The sequence below is a fragment of the Allofrancisella guangzhouensis genome, from assembly GCF_000815225.1.
Taxonomy (GTDB): domain Bacteria; phylum Pseudomonadota; class Gammaproteobacteria; order Francisellales; family Francisellaceae; genus Francisella; species Francisella guangzhouensis.
The window spans coordinates 1,603,841-1,621,377 of sequence record NZ_CP010427.1 but is presented as its reverse complement, the minus strand read 5'-3'; the positions used below and the strand labels follow the sequence as shown (position 1 = coordinate 1,621,377).

Genomic DNA, 17,537 nt, shown 5'->3' with positions numbered 1-17,537 from the left:
AAAACTTATTGGAGAATTTTATGACTAATTATTTTTTTAGTATTTATAAATAAGTAGCTCAAGGAGCCTAAAATACAAATAATACTTCCAACAATAAAAACGACGCTAAAATTATTTCCTGTTTCCTGCAAAATAAGACCAGTTGTTAGGGGGGGCTAATCCGGCGCCAATAAAATTAGCTAGATTCTGTGTACCACCAACTATTCCTATTAATTTAGGTGGTGCTATGTCAGCAACTATTGCCCATGTTGGTGATATCCTAAGTCCTAGACAAAAGACACTGATGCTTATAAGAAAAATTATACTTAAGATATTGTCTAAAATGGGGATTACCATTATTGCTACACCAGCTATTAGACAACCAAAAATGATAGGAGTAAGACGTGAAGCAATAGCTGAAACACCTCGTTTTATAAGGTAATCAGAAACTATACCACCTAGTATGACAGATACAAGTGACGATAAAAATGACAAAGACGTTGCAAGCCCCATTTGTGGTAGGCTAAGGTTCATATTTTCAATAAAATAAAATGGTAGCCATGTTATAAATAACCAATAGGCATATGTGCTGCAGATATTGCCAATACATAAGAATATTACATTATGGTTAGTTAGTATAGCTTTAAACTGTTTCTTTGTCATGTGCGCCGGTCTTGAGTTATCATCATTGTGTGCAAAGTAACTATGATTCTGTAATTTAGCCCAGATAAAAGTTGTGGTTAAGCCGAGAACTCCAAGTAAGATAAACATGCCTCGCCAATTGACTAAAAGCATCAAGCTAACTAAAAATATGGGAGCCATAACATTTGAAAGCCTTGGACCAAGAGCAATTATTGAAGATACAAAACCTCTTTTAGCAACTGAGAAATTTTGTTGGATAATTTTCGTTGCAATTATAAATAAAGGAGCTTCAGCAATTCCCAATAAGATCCTCATTGTAAGAATTGAATAGAAACCGATAGTTAAGCCGCTTAGAATGCATATTCCTGCCCATGCTACCATACTTACTATAGCGATACGTTTAATGCCAAAACGGTCAACTAAGTATCCAGATGGAAGGCTTGATAAGGCATAAGACCACATAAAAGCAGATAGTAATAATCCCATTTCGGCAGGGCTTATATTGAAATCAGTAGCAATTGTGATATTAGCAATACTTAATGTTGAGCGATCAAGATAATTTATTAATCCACTTAAGAAAAGTATAAAAACAACAAAAATATAAAAAGTTTTTTTAGTCATTATTTTATCCGCATTCCAGCTTGCGCTCCCTCGTGAGGTTCAAGTATATAAATATCTTCTCCATTCCCAGCAGCAAGTACCATTCCCTCTGATAGTCCAAACTTCATTTTCCTAGGAGCTAAGTTTGCAACCATAACAGTATGTTTACCTACTAAGTCCTCTGGATTGTATTTAGACTTTATGCCAGCAAATACTTGTCTAGTAACACCACCTAAATCTAGGATTAACTTAAGGAGTTTATCAGCTCCTTCAACATGTGAGGCTTCAGTGATCTTTGCAACACGTAAATCTACTTTCATGAAGTCATCAAAAGTGCATTCTGGGGCTATATCTACTTTTTGTTCTAGTTGTTTACTTTGTTGCTGCTGGAATTGTTCATTTTGAATTGTCATTTTTGTATCCTCCAAAATTTTACTAACTTTTTCTTTTTCTACTCGAGTAGCAAGAGGTTTAAATTTGTTTATTTTGTGATTTTTTAAAAATCTTGGTGCTTCATTCCAGTTATTAATTTGAATATTTAAAAATGTTTCAGCTTTCTTAGAAATATTAGGAACAATTGGTTTAAGATAAGAAACTAAAACCTTAAACATGTTGATACCCTGGGAACATACTTGATGAACTTTCTCTTCTTGTCCCTCTTCTTTAGCTAGTTGCCAAGGTTTATGAAGGTCTATGAATTGGTTTGCTTTATCTGCTAATGCCATTATTAACCTAACAGCAGTTGAAAACTCTCTTTTTTCAAATGCTTGTGTAATAGAATCATGATTATTGGTAAATTCTTTTTCTAGGTTTGTATCATAAACTTCAGTTGATAATGTAGCATCAAAATTTTTATATATAAATCCTGCACAGCGACTAGCAATATTTACAACTTTTCCGACTATATCAGAGTTTGACTTAGTGATAAATTCTTCTAGATTTAAATCAATATCATCTATTTTAGAGGTTAGTCTAGACGCGAAATAATATCTTAGGTAGCTTGGCTCTAGATTATCAAGGTATGTTCTTGCTTGGATAAAAGTACCGCGCGACTTTGACATTTTCTTACCATTTATAGTCAAAAAGCCATTTGCAAAAACACTAGTTGGTGTTTTGTATCCTGTAGAAGCTAAGATAGCTGGCCAGAATAAAGCATGAAAATATATAATATCTTTTCCTATAAAATGGTAAAGTTCACTATTATGGCTGCCATTGCCCCAGAATTGGTCAAAATCTAAAGCAGTTTTATTACAATAATCTTTAAAACTAGCTATATAGCCTATAGGAGCATCTAACCATACATAGAAATATTTCTGCCCATTTGTGCCAGGTATTGCAAAACCAAAATATGGAGCGTCGCGTGATATGTCCCAACTTTGTAGACCTTGCTCAAACCATTCTTTTAATTTATTAGCGACTTCTGGCTGTAACTGTTGGTTTGTGCTTATCCAAGTTTCTATATCTTTTTCTAAAGCTGGTAAGTCAAAGAAAAAGTGCTCAGATTTTTTTTGAATAGGAGCTTTACCAGAAACTACAGATTTTGGGTTTATTAAATCAGTAGGATCATAGGTTGCTCCACAGACTTCACAGCTATCTCCATATTGATCTTCAGCTTTACACTTTGGGCATGTGCCTTTTACAAATCTATCAGGCAGAAACATTTTAGCTTGCTCATCATATGCTTGGGCAATTTCTTTGGTAGAGATTAATCCTTTTGTTCTCAATTTATCATACATTTCTTCAACAATTTTTTTATTTAAGTCATTATGAGTAGAGTGATAGTTATCAAATTCTATTTCAAAATCTGAAAAATCTTTCAAGTGTCTCTCTGAAAATTTTTCTACCAACTTTTCTGGAGCTATTCCTAGATTTTTAGCTTTTAGCATTATGGGTGTGCCATGAGTATCACTACCACAGACAAAAATACATTTATTGCCTTGTAGTTTTTGAAATCTAACCCAGATGTCTGATTGGATATAGCCAAGCATATGACCTAGATGTAAATCACCATTAGCATAAGGTAAGGCGTTGGTAACTAGTATTTTTCTCATTATTTCATTTAGTACAGACTTTATTATGATTATAGCTATTATAAATATTTTTACCTATTTTGGTTAGATAAATTTTTGGAAGATATATTTACTTACAGAGGTAAAGTCATTTATTACACTTGACTAAAATCAAGGTAAGCAAAAGTGAGTGGATTATACTTTACCTGATATAGTTATGTGCCTGACTTTTAGTTTGTACTGGTAAATTTTAAAGGATGGTAAGTTAAGGAGGGGTAGTGATGCAAAAAAAAGTAAATATTCTAGTTTCTGGTCAGCGATTAAAAGGTATACTTACGCTCCCGGAAAAAAAGCATTAGGGCTTATTTTGTTTTCTCATGGCATCGGTAGTGGTCCCTTGTCACCTCGTAATCAATTTGTAGCAAGTGTATTACAGCAAAGTGCTTTTGCAACATTATTAGTTGACCTTTTGACTGAAGAAGAAGATCAAATATATAAAAATAGATTTGATATTGAAAAACTAACAGAGCGTTTAATTGGTATAGTTGATTGGCTCCTAGTACACGACACTTATCAATTGGTTTATTTGGTGCCAGGTACAGGTGCAGCTGCAGCTTTAAACTGCACCAAAAGCTTGGAAATCGTTCCGGGAGCGACTCACTTATTTGAAGAACCAGGCACCTTGGAAAAAATGACTAGCCTTACAACAGAATGATTTATGAGCTTTTTATCTTCTTAATTTAGAGTTTGTAAGAAAGGGGGTGATATGAAAAAATTAACTTTGCTTTTAGTTACTAACACGACCAAAGCAAAAGCCTATGATGTAAATGGGTTTAAGTACTCCCATATTGAGGATTTAGAGCATCCTCAGAGTAGGCTAAAAGCACAACAGTTAACTAGCGATAGTCCTGGTAATTATCAGTCTAGAAAATTTATTCCAGCATCTGACCCTCACAAACAGGAGCATATTCATTTTGCAAAAGTAGTGATAGAGTTTATTAAAGAAGCTGTAGATAAAAAGCATTACAAGCAGGTGATTTTATGTGCTGAACCTTATTTCTATGGTTTATTAAGACAATTTTTTACTCCCATATTAAAACCTTTAGTGGTAAAAGTAATTGAAAAAGACTATATCCCTTTGCCAGAGCATAAATTAAATGAAACTATCGAGGCTATAATTCATGAACCTTTTTAAAAGCCGTGCTGACGCTGGTCAACGTTTAGCTGAAAAGCTAACAACTTATAAAGGTAAAGAGAATGTTTTAGTTTTGGCATTACCACGCGGCGGTGTGCCGGTTGCTTTTGAAATTGCTAATACACTGCAAATTCCAATGACTGTTTTTCTTGTAAGAAAACTTGGAGTTCCCGGTCATGAGGAATTTGCTATGGGAGCTATCTCTGAAGAAGATATCTGTATCCTTGATCATAGTTTAATCCAGCAGTTAAATATTCCTAAAGAGCAAATCCATAGAGTATTACAAAAAGAAAAACAAGAATTAGAACGGCGTTTAGATAAATATAGACAAAACAAAAAGTTACCACCCTTAAAAGATAAGATTATTATCTTAGTGGATGATGGTATAGCTACAGGCAACACACTTAAGGCAGCTGTTCAAGCTTTAAAAACTTTAAAGCCAAAAAAAATAGTTCTTGCTGCACCTGTAGCAAGTTCTGACAGCATCCAGAAACTTTCATTATTAGTAGATGAAATTATTTGCTTAGCAACTCCTGAACCTTTTTATGGTGTAGGACAATGGTATCGTAATTTTCAACAAACAACAGATGTAGAAGTGTTGCGATTACTCCAAAATTCACCAAAAAAATCAGCTGGAGGAAAGTTATGAGTACACAATCTAAAGTTATTTCCGACAAACTTATTAAGCTACTAAATGAAGAAATCATTGCTTTTGATATAAAAGAACAACCTTCTTATCAAGATCTTGCTAAGTTGATTGGAGATGCCCGTATTGTGCTTATGGGTGAAGCTACTCATGGGACATCAGAATTTTATCAAACGCGTATGGAATTAAGCAAGCATCTTATCCGAGAAAAAGGATTTAAAGCAATAGCAATTGAAGGAGATTGGACTAGTGTATACCCTCTTCATTGTTATTGTAAAAGCTTAAGTAAGTTAAATAAAACACAAGAGGCATTAAAGGCTTTTGATCGTTTTCCGAAATGGATGTGGTGTAACACTGATATGCTGAAATTTATTGAGCAACTTAGGCAATTTAATGATAACTATGAAAATAAGGAAGATAAGGTTGGTATTTATGGCTTAGATTTATATTGTTTAAATGAAGCCACACGAGCAATTATTAATTACTTACAAGAGTACGATCCAGAGGCTGCGGAGATGGCAGCTAAACGTTATGCTTGTTTTGGCCAGGTACAGATGGATCCTCAATTTTATGGTTATGCAGTTGAAAAACATTTGAGAAAAGCTTGTTTAGATGAAGTTACTACCCAGTTATTAGAAACTTATCGTACTGCTTACCAAAACTTAAATATAGATACTACTCTTGACTTTAAGGAACAGCAATTCTATATGACCCAAAACGCCCGCGTTGTTAAAAATGCAGAATATTATTATAGAACTATGTTTGAGTCTCAAACTAGTACTTGGAATATTCGCGACCAACATATGGCGGATACTTTGCAAAACATTATATCGCATATAGAAACATTAACTAATAAGCCTGCCAAAGTAATTGTGTGGGCACATAATTCACATATAGGAGACGCCCGAGCAACAGAAATGTCTGAGCATGGAGAGATAAATTTAGGTCAGCTAGTCAGAGAGCGTTTTAATACAAATAGTTTTTTATTAGGTTTCTCTACTGCTACTGGTATGGTTACAGCAGCTAGTAAGTGGGGAACAAAAGCGGAATCTAAAGCTATTAACCCGCCTTTGAAAGGTAGCTATGAATGGTTTTTCCATCAACTTGATGAAAAACAATTTTTGTTAAACTTACGTGAAGAAACTCATCTAACACATTTGCTTAAATTGCCTTTGTTACAGCGAGCGATAGGAGTTATTTACAGTCCTGAAACAGAGCGTATGAGTCATTATTACTTTTCACGCTTACCCTACCAGTTTGATGCTTTGATCCACCTTGATCATACAAAAGGAGTTATGCCACTTGATAGTTAACTTATATGGCAAAAGTATATACGTCTGGAAAGTTTGGCAATATAGTACAGAAAAAATCAGAAAGGTCATTGTAATACAGGTTACTTTTTTCTTGTTTATGAAAATTAAAACTAAATATCTATAACGTTTTACTTGACACCATATTATATCTATATATAATAACCATTCACATGGTTTAGGAGAGGTGGCCGAGAGGCTGAAGGCGCTCCCCTGCTAAGGGAGTATAGGCTTTAAACCCTATCACGGGTTCGAATCCCGTCCTCTCCGCCATTTCGATTTCATATCGGGTGCTTAGCTCAGCTGGGAGAGCATCGCCCTTACAAGGCGAGGGTCGGGGGTTCGAACCCCTCAGCACCCACCAAAGGTTTTTGTAAATAGATAAAATTAAATACAAAAACTAGCAAAAAATACTTGCAAAAGAAAAAATGAAGATGTATTATATGACTTCACTGGCTGACGGGTGATGTTAGCGGTAGAGAGAGGCTGTGAAGCTGGATAGATATTTAAGAGATATATTATATACAAACACTTTGTTGATAAATTTGAGTTTAGTGATTGAGTCAGAGAATTAGATTAAACTGAAGAGTTTGATCCTGGCTCAGATTGAACGCTGGTGGTATGCTTAACACATGCAAGTCGAACGGTAGCAGGTCTTCGGATGCTGACGAGTGGCGGACGGGTGAGTAACGCGTAGGAATTTACCCATTTGAGGGGGATACCAGTTGGAAACGACTGTTAATACCGCATAATATCTGAGGATTAAAGGTGGCTTTGGCTGCCGCGGATGGATGAGCCTGCGTTGGATTAGCTAGTTGGTAGGGTAAGGGCCTACCAAGGCGACGATCCATAGCTGATTTGAGAGGATGATCAGCCACATTGGGACTGAGACACGGCCCAAACTCCTACGGGAGGCAGCAGTGGGGAATATTGGACAATGGAGGAAACTCTGATCCAGCAATACCATGTGTGTGAAGAAGGCCTTAGGGTTGTAAAGCACTTTAGTTAGGGAGGAAGGTCTGTTAGTTAATAGCTAATGGAATTGACGTTACCTAAAGAATAAGCACCGGCTAACTCCGTGCCAGCAGCCGCGGTAATACGGGGGGTGCAAGCGTTAATCGGAATTACTGGGCGTAAAGGGTCTGTAGGTGGTTTGATAAGTCAGATGTGAAAGCCCAGGGCTCAACCTTGGAACTGCATTTGATACTGTCAAGCTAGAGTATAGTAGAGGAATGGGGAATTTCTGGTGTAGCGGTGAAATGCGTAGAGATCAGAAGGAACACCGATGGCGAAGGCAACATTCTGGACTAATACTGACACTGAGGGACGAAAGCGTGGGGATCAAACAGGATTAGATACCCTGGTAGTCCACGCTGTAAACGATGAGTACTAGCTGTTGGGTTCGGTGTAAAGGACCTAGTGGCGCAGCTAACGCGATAAGTACTCCGCCTGGGGACTACGGCCGCAAGGCTAAAACTCAAAGGAATTGACGGGGACCCGCACAAGCGGTGGAGCATGTGGTTTAATTCGATGCAACGCGAAGAACCTTACCTGGTCTTGACATCCACAGAACTTTTCAGAGATGAATTGGTGCCTTTTAGGAACTGTGTGACAGGTGCTGCACGGCTGTCGTCAGCTCGTGTTGTGAAATGTTGGGTTAAGTCCCGCAACGAGCGCAACCCCTATTGATAGTTACCATCATTAAGTTGGGTACTCTATTGAGACTGCCGCTGACAAGGCGGAGGAAGGTGGGGACGACGTCAAGTCATCATGGCCCTTACGACCAGGGCTACACACGTGCTACAATGGGTATTACAGAGGGCTGCCAAACCGCGAGGTGGAGCGAAACTCAGAAAGGTACTCTTAGTCCGGATTGTTCTCTGCAACTCGAGAGCATGAAGTCGGAATCGCTAGTAATCGCGAATCAGAATGTCGCGGTGAATACGTTCCCGGGTCTTGTACACACCGCCCGTCACACCATGGGAGTGGGTTGCTCCAGAAGTAGATAGCTTAACGAAAGGGCGTTTACCACGGAGTGATTCATGACTAGGGTGAAGTCGTAACAAGGTAGCCGTAGGGGAACCTGCGGCTGGATCACCTCCTTAAAGGAAATACGAAAAGAATAATAAGAATAAAGCTTAATTGCTAGATCAGATAATTTGATAAAGTGTTTGTAGATAATATATTTTAGTGTAAATAAGATACGGGTCTGTAGCTCAGTTGGTTAGAGCGCACCCCTGATAAGGGTGAGGTCGGTAGTTCAAGTCTACTCAGACCCACCATTTTTTTTGGGGCCATAGCTCAGCTGGGAGAGCACCTGCTTTGCACGCAGGGGGTCAGCGGTTCGATCCCGCTTGGCTCCACCAATATTTTATTTGCATGAAGATAGAGATATTTAACAATTTAGTATAGAGATAGACTTAAGAAAATAAGTGCAAGCGGTGGATGCCTTGGCATTCAGAGGCGAAGAAGGACGTGTTAATCTGCGATAAGCTTCGGTGAGCTGATAAATGAGCTTTGACCCGAAGATTTCCGAATGGGGGAACCCAACTAGAGCAGTCTAGTTACTTTATCTGATATAAGATAGAGAGCGAACGAGGGGAACTGAAACATCTAAGTACCCTTAGGAAGAGAAATCAATTGAGATTCCCATAGTAGTGGCGAGCGAAGTGGGAAGAGCCTGGTATGATATAGTCTTAATTATAGTAGAACAAGTTGGGAAGCTTGACGATAGAGGGTGATAGTCCCGTATACGAAATAATCAAGATGGAACTAAGCATACGAACAAGTAGGACGAGGCACGAGAAACCTTGTTTGAACATGGGGGGACCATCCTCCAAGGCTAAATACTCCTGAATGACCGATAGTGAACTAGTACCGTGAGGGAAAGGTGAAAAGAACCCTGATAAAGGGAGTGAAATAGAATCTGAAACCGCTTGCATACAAGCAGTAGGAGCACGATTTAGTTGTGTGACTGCGTACCTTTTGTATAATGGGTCAGCGAGTTACTTTTAGTGGCGAGGATAACTGAATAAGGGATCCGTAGCGAAAGCGAGTTTTAATAGAGCGCCTAGTCGCTAGGAGTAGACCCGAAACCGGCGCGATCTATCCATGGCCAGGTTGAAGGTTAGGTAATACTAACTGGAGGACCGAACCCAATACTGTTGCAAAAGTATGGGATGAGCTGTGGATCGGAGTGAAAGGCTAATCAAGCACGGAGATAGCTGGTTCTCCCCGAAAACTATTTAGGTAGTGCCTCGTGAATTGACTGATTGGGGTAAAGCACTGTTTCGACTAGGGGGGTTTTACGACCTTACCGACTCGATGCAAACTCAGAATACGATCAAGTTTTATCACGGGAGACACACGGCGGGTGCTAAGGTCCGTCGTGGAAAGGGAAACAGCCCAGACCGCCAACTAAGGTCCCTAAGTCATAGCTAAGTGGGAAACGAAGTGGGAAGGCATAGACAGCCAGGAGGTTGGCTTAGAAGCAGCCATCCTTTAAAGAAAGCGTAATAGCTCACTGGTCGAGTCGGCCTGCACGTAAGATTTAACGGGGCTAAGCTATGCACCGAAGTTGCGGAATATATTAAATATATTGGTAGGGGAGCGTTCTGTAAGCCGAAGAAGGTTAATTGAGAAGTTAGCTGGAGGTATCAGAAGTGCGAATGCTGACATGAGTAACGTAAAATAAGTGAGATTCTTATTGGCCGAAAACCCAAGGGTTCCTACGCAATGTTAATCAACGTAGGGTAAGCCGGTCCCTAAGGCGTAGCTAAAGAGTGAAGTCGATGGGAAACAGGTTAATATTCCTGTGCTGCTTATATAAACGAAGGAGGGACGGAGAAGGCTAGGTAGGCCTGGCGAATGGTTGTCCAGGTAAAAGTAAGTAGGTAGAGTTATTAGGCAAATCCGATAACTTGATGATCTGAGATACGAGACGAAGCCAAATTTATTTGGCGAAGCTATTGATGCCCTGCTTCCAGGAAAAGCTTCTAAGTATATTGTATAAGTAACCGTACTGTAAACCGACACTGGTGGGTAGGTAGAGAATACTAAGGCTATGAGAGAACTCTGGTGAAGGAACTAGGCAAAATGACACCGTAACTTTGGAAGAAGGTGTGCCCTTAATGGTGAAGTACTTGCTACGTAAGCTGTTGAGGGTTGCAAATACCAGGTGGCTGCGACTGTTTATCAAAAACACAGCACTCTGCGAAATCGTAAGATGAAGTATAGGGTGTGACGCCTGCCCGGTGCTGGAAGGTTAATTGAAGGGGTTAGCTTAGGCGAAGCTCTGGATCGAAGCCCCAGTAAACGGCGGCCGTAACTATAACGGTCCTAAGGTAGCGAAATTCCTTGTCGGGTAAGTTCCGACCTGCACGAATGGCGTAACGATGGCCACACTGTCTCCACCAGAGACTCAGTGAAATTGAAATCGCTGTGAAGATGCAGCGTACCCGCGGTTAGACGGAAAGACCCCGTGAACCTTTACTATAGCTTTGCACTGGACTTTGATCATTTATGTGTAGGATAGGTGGGAGACTAAGAAGCATGATCGCTAGATTATGTGGAGTCGACCTTGAAATACCACCCTTGAATTATTGAAGTTCTAACTCAGTCGAAAGACGAGGACAGTGTATGGTGGGTAGTTTGACTGGGGCGGTCTCCTCCTAAAGAGTAACGGAGGAGTACGAAGGTGCACTCGGTATGGTCGGAAATCATACCAAGAGTATAAAGGCAAAAGTGCGCTTGACTGCGAGAGTGACGGCTCGAGCAGGTACGAAAGTAGGTCTTAGTGATCCGGTGGTTCCGAATGGAAGGGCCATCGCTCAACGGATAAAAGGTACTCCGGGGATAACAGGCTGATTCCTCCCAAGAGTTCATATCGACGGAGGAGTTTGGCACCTCGATGTCGGCTCATCACATCCTGGGGCTGAAGCAGGTCCCAAGGGTATGGCTGTTCGCCATTTAAAGTGGTACGCGAGCTGGGTTCAGAACGTCGTGAGACAGTTCGGTCCCTATCTGCCGTGGGCGTTAGAGATTTGAGAAGAGTTGCTCCTAGTACGAGAGGACCGGAGTGAACGAACCACTGGTGTTCCGGTTGTTTCGCCAGAAGCATTGCCGGGTAGCTACGTTCGGACGGGATAACCGCTGAAAGCATCTAAGCGGGAAGCCTCCTTCAAGATTAGATCTCTCAGGTTTTGAACCTGTAAGGAACGTTGGAGACTACGACGTTGATAGGCTGGGTGTGTAAGTGCAGTAATGTATGAAGCTTACCAGTACTAATGATCCGAGAGACTTAAGTCTATTTCTATGCTGAATTGTTAAATATCTTTATAAACCAAAACACAGTTTTGGCGATGATAGCTTGTAGGAACCACCTGATCCCATTCCGAACTCAGAAGTGAAACTACAACACGCCGATGATAGTCTGGCATTTGCCCAGGTGAAAGTAGGTAGTCGCCATCTTTTTAAAATACAAAGTCTCAATAACTAGAGCACATCAAATAAATCATATAAATATCAGGACCTTATTTAACAAACTTCTTAATCCTTTTAAAATAGCTCCTTTTAGATTTTTATTTATAACATTTTGCTTTAATTATCTATATAATATATTATTTTACTAATTTGATTCAAAACTCTTGATTATGGTTTCTAGATCTTTCGGTAGCGCTTTATTGATAATCGGTACTACTATTGGTGCTGGTATGCTTTCTCTGCCTTTAGTTGTAGCATCATGTGGATTTATAGTAGCTATTGTTTTACTAGTTATGTCATGGTGTGTAATGTACATCACTGCTATAAGATTATTGAATGTCTGTGCAAAATATCCTCTCGGGGTGAATTTTACATTGTAGGCTTTTAATATAAAAACTTTATAAAGTTATTACGAATGTTGAATTGTCAAAAGATAATATCAATTAGATTGTGTAAGTCAACCCTGATACAATTAGATACTGCTTTTATAAATGTTTATAATTAGATATTATAGTATGTTATTTTGAGAATATTATAAAAACAAAGTTCTATAATAGTTATGTTTTACAAAGTTAATAGAAATTTTTATATTCATTAAACATGGCTTTTAAATAGAACCTCTCTTCATAGTCTCAAAAAACTCCTCATTAGTAAGAGTGCCTTTCATTTTTTCAGTTAGAAATTCCATAGCTTGAACATCCTCCATACCGCCAAGAATTTTACGTAGAATCCAAAGCTTTTGTAATTCTTCTGAAGTTGTAAGGAGTTCTTCTCTACGAGTACCAGACCTATCAAAACTAATAGCAGGATATACACGACGCTCAGCGATCTTACGATCAAGATGTAGCTCCATATTACCAGTGCCTTTAAATTCTTCAAAAATAACCTCGTCCATTTTAGAGCCTGTTTCTACGAGAGCTGTAGCAATAATTGTTAGGCTACCACCTTCAGCAGTATTTCTAGCAGCACCAAAAAATCTCTTTGGTTTTTGTAAAGCATTTGCCTCAACACCACCAGATAGTACACGACCAGATGCTGGTGATACAGTATTATAAGCACGAGCAAGCCTTGTAATTGAGTCTAATAGAATTACAACATCTTGTTTATGCTCTACCAATCTTTTAGCTTTTTCAATAACGATCTCAGCTAATTGAACGTGACGTGCAGCAGGCTCATCGAAAGTGCTGGCTACAACTTCACCTCGTACTGAGCGTTGCATCTCGGTTACTTCCTCTGGACGCTCATCAATTAGAAGCATAATTAAGTTGCATTCAGGGTGGTTTTTAGCAATTGATGTTGCGATATTTTGCATCATAATTGTTTTACCAGTTTTTGGTGGAGCAACGATTAAGCCCCGTTGACCTTTACCAAATGGAGCTGCTAAATCTATAACTCTAGCTGTGATGTCTTCGCTAGAGCCATTTCCAATTTCCATAGTTAATCTTTCTTTCGCATATTCTGGCGTTAAGTTTTCAAAAAGGATCTTTTTTCTGGCTAGTTCAGGAGAATCAAAATTGACACTATCAATATGTTTGACAGCAAAATATTTTTCATTATCACGAGGGGGACGTATCTTACCAACAATACTATCTCCAGTACGTAGATTTAACTTTCTAATGAAAGCAGGTGATACATAAATATCATCTGGGCTAGCAAAGTATGAGCTATCAGAAGACCTTAGAAAACCATAACCATCTTGTAAAACCTCGAGGATACCTTCGCCGTAAATATCTTCACCATTATCAGCATGGTATTTTAAGATAGAGAAAATAAGTTCTTGTTTTCTTGCACGCAGTGATTCAAGATCTAAGCTTTGAGCTATATCCATTAGCTCATTTACAGATTTATACTTTAATTCATTTAAATTCATTGGCGATTCTCTGTTTATGTAATTATAAATAGTAGGTTGAACTAACTAAGACTTATAGATATTTATCTACGATTGACGTAAGTTGACTCTTTTGTACTACTCCAACTTTAGTCTCTTTATTTTCACCATCTTTAAAAATCATAAGAGTAGGAACACCACGGACGCCAAATTTCATTGCGGTTTCTTCATTATCATCAATATTTATTTTACAGACTTTAATTTTGTCACCGTAAAGTTCAGCTACTTGGTCAAGTATAGGAGATAACATTTTGCATGGTCCACACCAAGGAGCCCAAAAATCTAATAAGACAGGGGTACTACTATTTACTACTTCATTTTGGAACTGACTGTCTGTTATATTGATGCATTTTGACATAATTTTGTTTTTCCTTCGCTTGATTTATTGATTTTAATAATAGCTGATTTTTGTAAGACTGTTTTAAACTAGTTATGGGTTTATTTTTATATAAAATCTAGTTTGTTTGTTAAATTTATAGTGTTTATTATAAACAAAAAAACTTCTCAAACAAATTTTTTTAGCTATTTTGCTGATATTTTTTTATAATGAGTAATAATAAATAAGAGTAGGTTTTAAAAATGTCTAAGATAGTAGCTACAATAGATTTAGGGTCAAATAGTTTTCATATGCTCATAAGTGAGGTTAAATCCAATGGTGAGGTGGTTACATTATCTAAACAAAAGCAAAAAGTTCAACTAAGAGCTGGGTTAAATAATAATCTTACAATAAGTAAAGATGCACAAGACCGCGCTATTGAATGTTTAGAATTTTTCGCAAAAGAAATAAAAGCCTATAACGTAGAGTATATTAAAGCTGTAGGAACTTATACTCTAAGAAAAGCTAAAAATAATATCAAAGGTTTTAAAAAGAAGCTTGATAAAGCATTAGGTGCGAAAATAAAAATTATTTCAGGTGCAGAGGAGGCAAGATTGGTTTATGTTGGTGCTAGAGATAATCAAGATATTCATCAGAAAACCTTAGTAATAGATATCGGGGGTGGTTCAACTGAGCTTGTAATAGGCAAAGGTAATAAAATACTTATAGCACGTAGTTTAGATATGGGTTGTGTAGGCATGCAAAAAGATTTTTTTGGCAATGATAAATTAGATTTTAGTAATTTTCATGAGACAGTTGCTAGAGCTAAAAAGATATTAGAGTCAATTGCCATTAAATATAAAAAGATAGGTTGGGATATGGTATTAGGATCTTCTGGAACTATTATATCAGTAACAAATATTTGTCAACAAATGACAGGGTCATCAACCATTACTAAAGATTTTTTAAACAATTTAATTACAATGATGATGGACAAAAAAGAAGTTGAAAATATCAGCTTTGAAGGTCTGCGAGAAGATAGAGAAAGCGTATTAGCTGGTGGAGTTGCTATTTTGTATGCTATTTTTGATTTTTTAGAAATTTCACATATGCACTTATCTAATGGAGCCGTGAGAGAAGGTATGCTTTATGAGTTAGTTAAAAATAAATATAAGATACAAATTCAATGAAATATATACCATTAGCAGCTCGCCTTAGACCCCAAAGTATAGATGAAGTGGTTGGACAAGAGCATTTACTTGCTGATGATGGTATTTTAACTAAGATACTTAGTAATTCAGATGGCATTTGTTCATTAATTTTATGTGGTAAAACAGGCGTTGGTAAAACTACTTTGGCAAGAATTATAGCTAAATTAAAGGACTTAGACTTTTTTGAATTATCGGCTGTAGATTCAGGAGTTAAAGAAGTTAAAAAAATAATAGCAGATAATCAGCATTTAGAAAGTTTCGTTTTATTTTTAGATGAAATTCATCGTTTTAATAAATCTCAGCAAGATTTACTTTTGCCTTATGTAGAGTCAGGAAAAATGATTTTGATAGGAGCTACTACAGAAAGCCCAACTTATTATTTAAATGATGCCTTAATTTCAAGAGTGTTTATATTGCGCCTAAAAAGGTTAAACCAGCTAGGTACACAAAAATTAATTCAAAGAGCGCTAGAACAAGATGACATCCTTACGAAATATGATATTAAGTTAGAAAGTGATGTTACTGATGTAATTTATAATTACAGTGAAGGAGATTGTCGGAAGATACTAAACCTGGTAGAAAGGATGTTTCTGATTAGTGATCAGTCAAATAATATTGTTTTTACAAAAGAGCTATTTGATAAAGCTATTGGAGAAACAACTAGAGATTTTCACCGTGATGGTAAAGAATTTTATGAACTGTTATCAGCTTTCCATAAATCTATAAGAGGAACAGATCCTGACGCGGCTATATTTTGGCTAGGATTGATGTTAGAAAATGGGGTGGATCCTTTAGTTATAGCTAGAAGAATGGTTTGTATAGCTTCTGAAGATATTGGAAATGCAGATCCGCAAGCTTTAAGGGTAGCTATAGACGCTTGGAACGCTTATGAGAAGCTGGGTATGCCTGAAGGCAGGCTTGTCTTATCTCAGGCAGCTATATACTTGGCAGTCGCTCCAAAAAGTAACGCTTGCTATGAGGCATATAATAAAGTCCTAGAAGTAATTAAAAGTAAAGGAAATATAGATGTTCCTCAACATCTTAAAAATTATAAGAATAGCAAGTACTTGTATCCTCACGATTATCCAAACTCATATGTTAAGCAACAATATTTACCTACGAATATCAATCAACACTTTTATACACCTACAGCAAATGGTTTTGAGAGTAAGGTTAAAGCAAAGCTTGATAGTATAAGTAAGATAAGACTCAATTAATATATTAAAAAATTGGATTTATGTGTTATAATATTTGGAATTAGAATATCTCTAAATAAATACGCTAGGTTTTTTAACAACTATGACTATAGAAAATTTACTACACCCTACTAATATTAAGATAAATGATTATGGTAAAAATGCTACTAAATTCTCTTTTGAAGCGTTAGATAGAGGTGCTGGATATACTCTTGGTTTTGCTTTAAAGCAAACTATGCTTTACTCTATTGGTGGAGCATGTATTACTAGTATCAAAATTAATGATGGCAAAGTTAACTCTTTGGAAGATACGATTCCGTGTGAAGAAACAGTTGCTGATATCATTCTGAATATTAAAGCTCTTGCTGTAACATTAGCAGATAATACTGATAGTGGGACTATTACTTTTGATTTATCAGGAGCCGCTGAAGAGATTTTCTCTGGAGAGGCTAAGCTATCGCAAGGTTTATCTATAAATGAAGATGTGTTTATTTGTAGTTACATGGGTAGCAAAAAGTTTAAAATAGAGGCTAAAGTTGAAAAAGGAGTTGGCTATAGGTCAGCAGTAGAAAGTTTTAAAGATGGTGAGTTTTTGCTAGATGCTGCTTTTTCACCAGTTACTTTTTGTGAATTTGAAGTTAAAAATGCTCGTGTTGGTAGACGTACAGACCTTGATAGGTTAGACTTTAATATCAAAACTAATGGTAATATAGTATCCCAAGATGCTCTAAGATTAGCAGCCGCTAAGATTCAAAGCCAATTAGTTAATATTGTTAACGTTGATGAAATAAATCAAGGAGTTTTTGTAGAAGATCCTACTAAAAATATTGATCCGATACTATTAAAACACGTTGAAGAATTAAATCTAACTGCAAGATCATCAAACTGTTTAAAAGCAGTAAATATCAAATATGTAGGTGAGCTTGTACAAAAAACAGAAACAGAGTTATTAAAAGCACCAAATTTTGGTAAAAAATCTTTAAATGAAATTAAAGATAAGCTGGTAGAGTTAGACCTGTCTTTAGGTACTATTATAAATAATTGGCCTGAAGATTTATAATAAA

General features: G+C 37.3%; 10 protein-coding genes, 4 tRNA genes, 3 rRNA genes and 2 pseudogenes. 15 read left to right on the top strand and 4 right to left on the bottom strand.

Going from position 1 to position 17,537, the window contains the following annotated elements; all coding sequences use genetic code 11:
- Positions 1-5 precede the first annotated feature (5 nt).
- Both SD28_RS07545 and metG read right to left on the bottom strand, forming a co-directional pair.
- A pseudogene (locus SD28_RS07545) lies at positions 6-1,242 on the bottom strand (MFS transporter).
- Positions 1,242-3,272: a methionine--tRNA ligase gene (metG, locus tag SD28_RS07540; protein ID WP_039125581.1), complete on the bottom strand. Its 2,031-nt coding sequence runs from the start codon at positions 3,270-3,272 to the stop codon at positions 1,242-1,244. Before metG ends, SD28_RS07545 begins: the two are co-directional and overlap by 1 nt.
- Before the next feature lie 355 nt (positions 3,273-3,627).
- Here metG and SD28_RS07535 point away from each other — a divergent pair, with 355 nt between their 5' ends.
- The 12 genes and pseudogenes from SD28_RS07535 to SD28_RS07955 form a co-directional block, all read left to right on the top strand.
- Positions 3,628-3,945, top strand: a complete 318-nt coding sequence (locus SD28_RS07535; protein WP_200398574.1) for a hypothetical protein — start codon at positions 3,628-3,630, stop codon at positions 3,943-3,945.
- 51 nt (positions 3,946-3,996) lie between these two features.
- Complete coding sequence (locus SD28_RS07530) at positions 3,997-4,425, top strand: host attachment protein (protein ID WP_039125577.1); 429 nt, start codon at positions 3,997-3,999, stop codon at positions 4,423-4,425.
- On the top strand, positions 4,412-5,074 hold the full coding sequence (locus SD28_RS07525) for a phosphoribosyltransferase (RefSeq protein WP_039125575.1): 663 nt from the start codon (positions 4,412-4,414) through the stop codon (positions 5,072-5,074). The genes SD28_RS07530 and SD28_RS07525 overlap by 14 nt, the downstream gene beginning before the upstream one ends.
- Positions 5,071-6,384, top strand: coding sequence for an erythromycin esterase family protein (locus SD28_RS07520; protein WP_039125572.1), 1,314 nt, complete (start codon positions 5,071-5,073; stop codon positions 6,382-6,384). The genes SD28_RS07525 and SD28_RS07520 overlap by 4 nt, the downstream gene beginning before the upstream one ends.
- Before the next feature lie 178 nt (positions 6,385-6,562).
- A tRNA-Ser gene (locus SD28_RS07515) sits at positions 6,563-6,654 on the top strand.
- A 15-nt stretch (positions 6,655-6,669) separates the two neighbouring features.
- A tRNA-Val gene (locus SD28_RS07510) sits at positions 6,670-6,745 on the top strand.
- A gap of 214 nt (positions 6,746-6,959) precedes the next feature.
- A 16S ribosomal RNA gene (locus SD28_RS07505) occupies positions 6,960-8,486 on the top strand.
- Between the two features lie 100 nt (positions 8,487-8,586).
- Positions 8,587-8,663, top strand: a tRNA-Ile gene (locus tag SD28_RS07500).
- Positions 8,664-8,671: 8 nt separating this feature from the next.
- Positions 8,672-8,747, top strand: a tRNA-Ala gene (locus SD28_RS07495).
- Between the two features lie 52 nt (positions 8,748-8,799).
- Positions 8,800-11,688: ribosomal RNA gene (locus SD28_RS07490) — 23S ribosomal RNA — on the top strand.
- A 46-nt stretch (positions 11,689-11,734) separates the two neighbouring features.
- A 5S ribosomal RNA gene (gene rrf, locus SD28_RS07485) occupies positions 11,735-11,850 on the top strand.
- Together the 16S, 23S and 5S rRNA genes with 4 tRNA genes alongside form the textbook arrangement of a ribosomal RNA operon.
- A 182-nt stretch (positions 11,851-12,032) precedes the next feature.
- A pseudogene (locus SD28_RS07955) lies at positions 12,033-12,236 on the top strand (aromatic amino acid transport family protein); the annotation flags it as partial.
- A 233-nt stretch (positions 12,237-12,469) separates the two neighbouring features.
- Here the strand turns inward: SD28_RS07955 and rho are convergent.
- Both rho and trxA read right to left on the bottom strand, forming a co-directional pair.
- Positions 12,470-13,732, bottom strand: coding sequence for a transcription termination factor Rho (gene rho / locus SD28_RS07480; RefSeq protein WP_039125570.1), 1,263 nt, complete (start codon positions 13,730-13,732; stop codon positions 12,470-12,472).
- A 52-nt stretch (positions 13,733-13,784) separates the two neighbouring features.
- Entirely contained in the window at positions 13,785-14,108 is a 324-nt protein-coding gene (gene trxA, locus SD28_RS07475) for a thioredoxin (protein ID WP_039125568.1), read from the bottom strand.
- A 221-nt stretch (positions 14,109-14,329) separates the two neighbouring features.
- On the opposite strand from trxA, the gene SD28_RS07470 reads away from it, so the two are divergent.
- The 3 genes from SD28_RS07470 to SD28_RS07460 all read left to right on the top strand — a co-directional run bounded on the left by SD28_RS07470 (position 14,330) and on the right by SD28_RS07460 (position 17,533).
- Positions 14,330-15,256, top strand: coding sequence for a Ppx/GppA family phosphatase (locus SD28_RS07470; RefSeq protein WP_039125566.1), 927 nt, complete (start codon positions 14,330-14,332; stop codon positions 15,254-15,256).
- Entirely contained in the window at positions 15,253-16,494 is a 1,242-nt protein-coding gene (locus SD28_RS07465) for a replication-associated recombination protein A (protein WP_039125564.1), read from the top strand. Before SD28_RS07470 ends, SD28_RS07465 begins: the two co-directional genes overlap by 4 nt.
- Before the next feature lie 82 nt (positions 16,495-16,576).
- On the top strand, positions 16,577-17,533 hold the full coding sequence (locus SD28_RS07460; protein ID WP_039125562.1) for a DNA-directed RNA polymerase subunit alpha: 957 nt from the start codon (positions 16,577-16,579) through the stop codon (positions 17,531-17,533).
- Positions 17,534-17,537 lie beyond the last annotated feature (4 nt).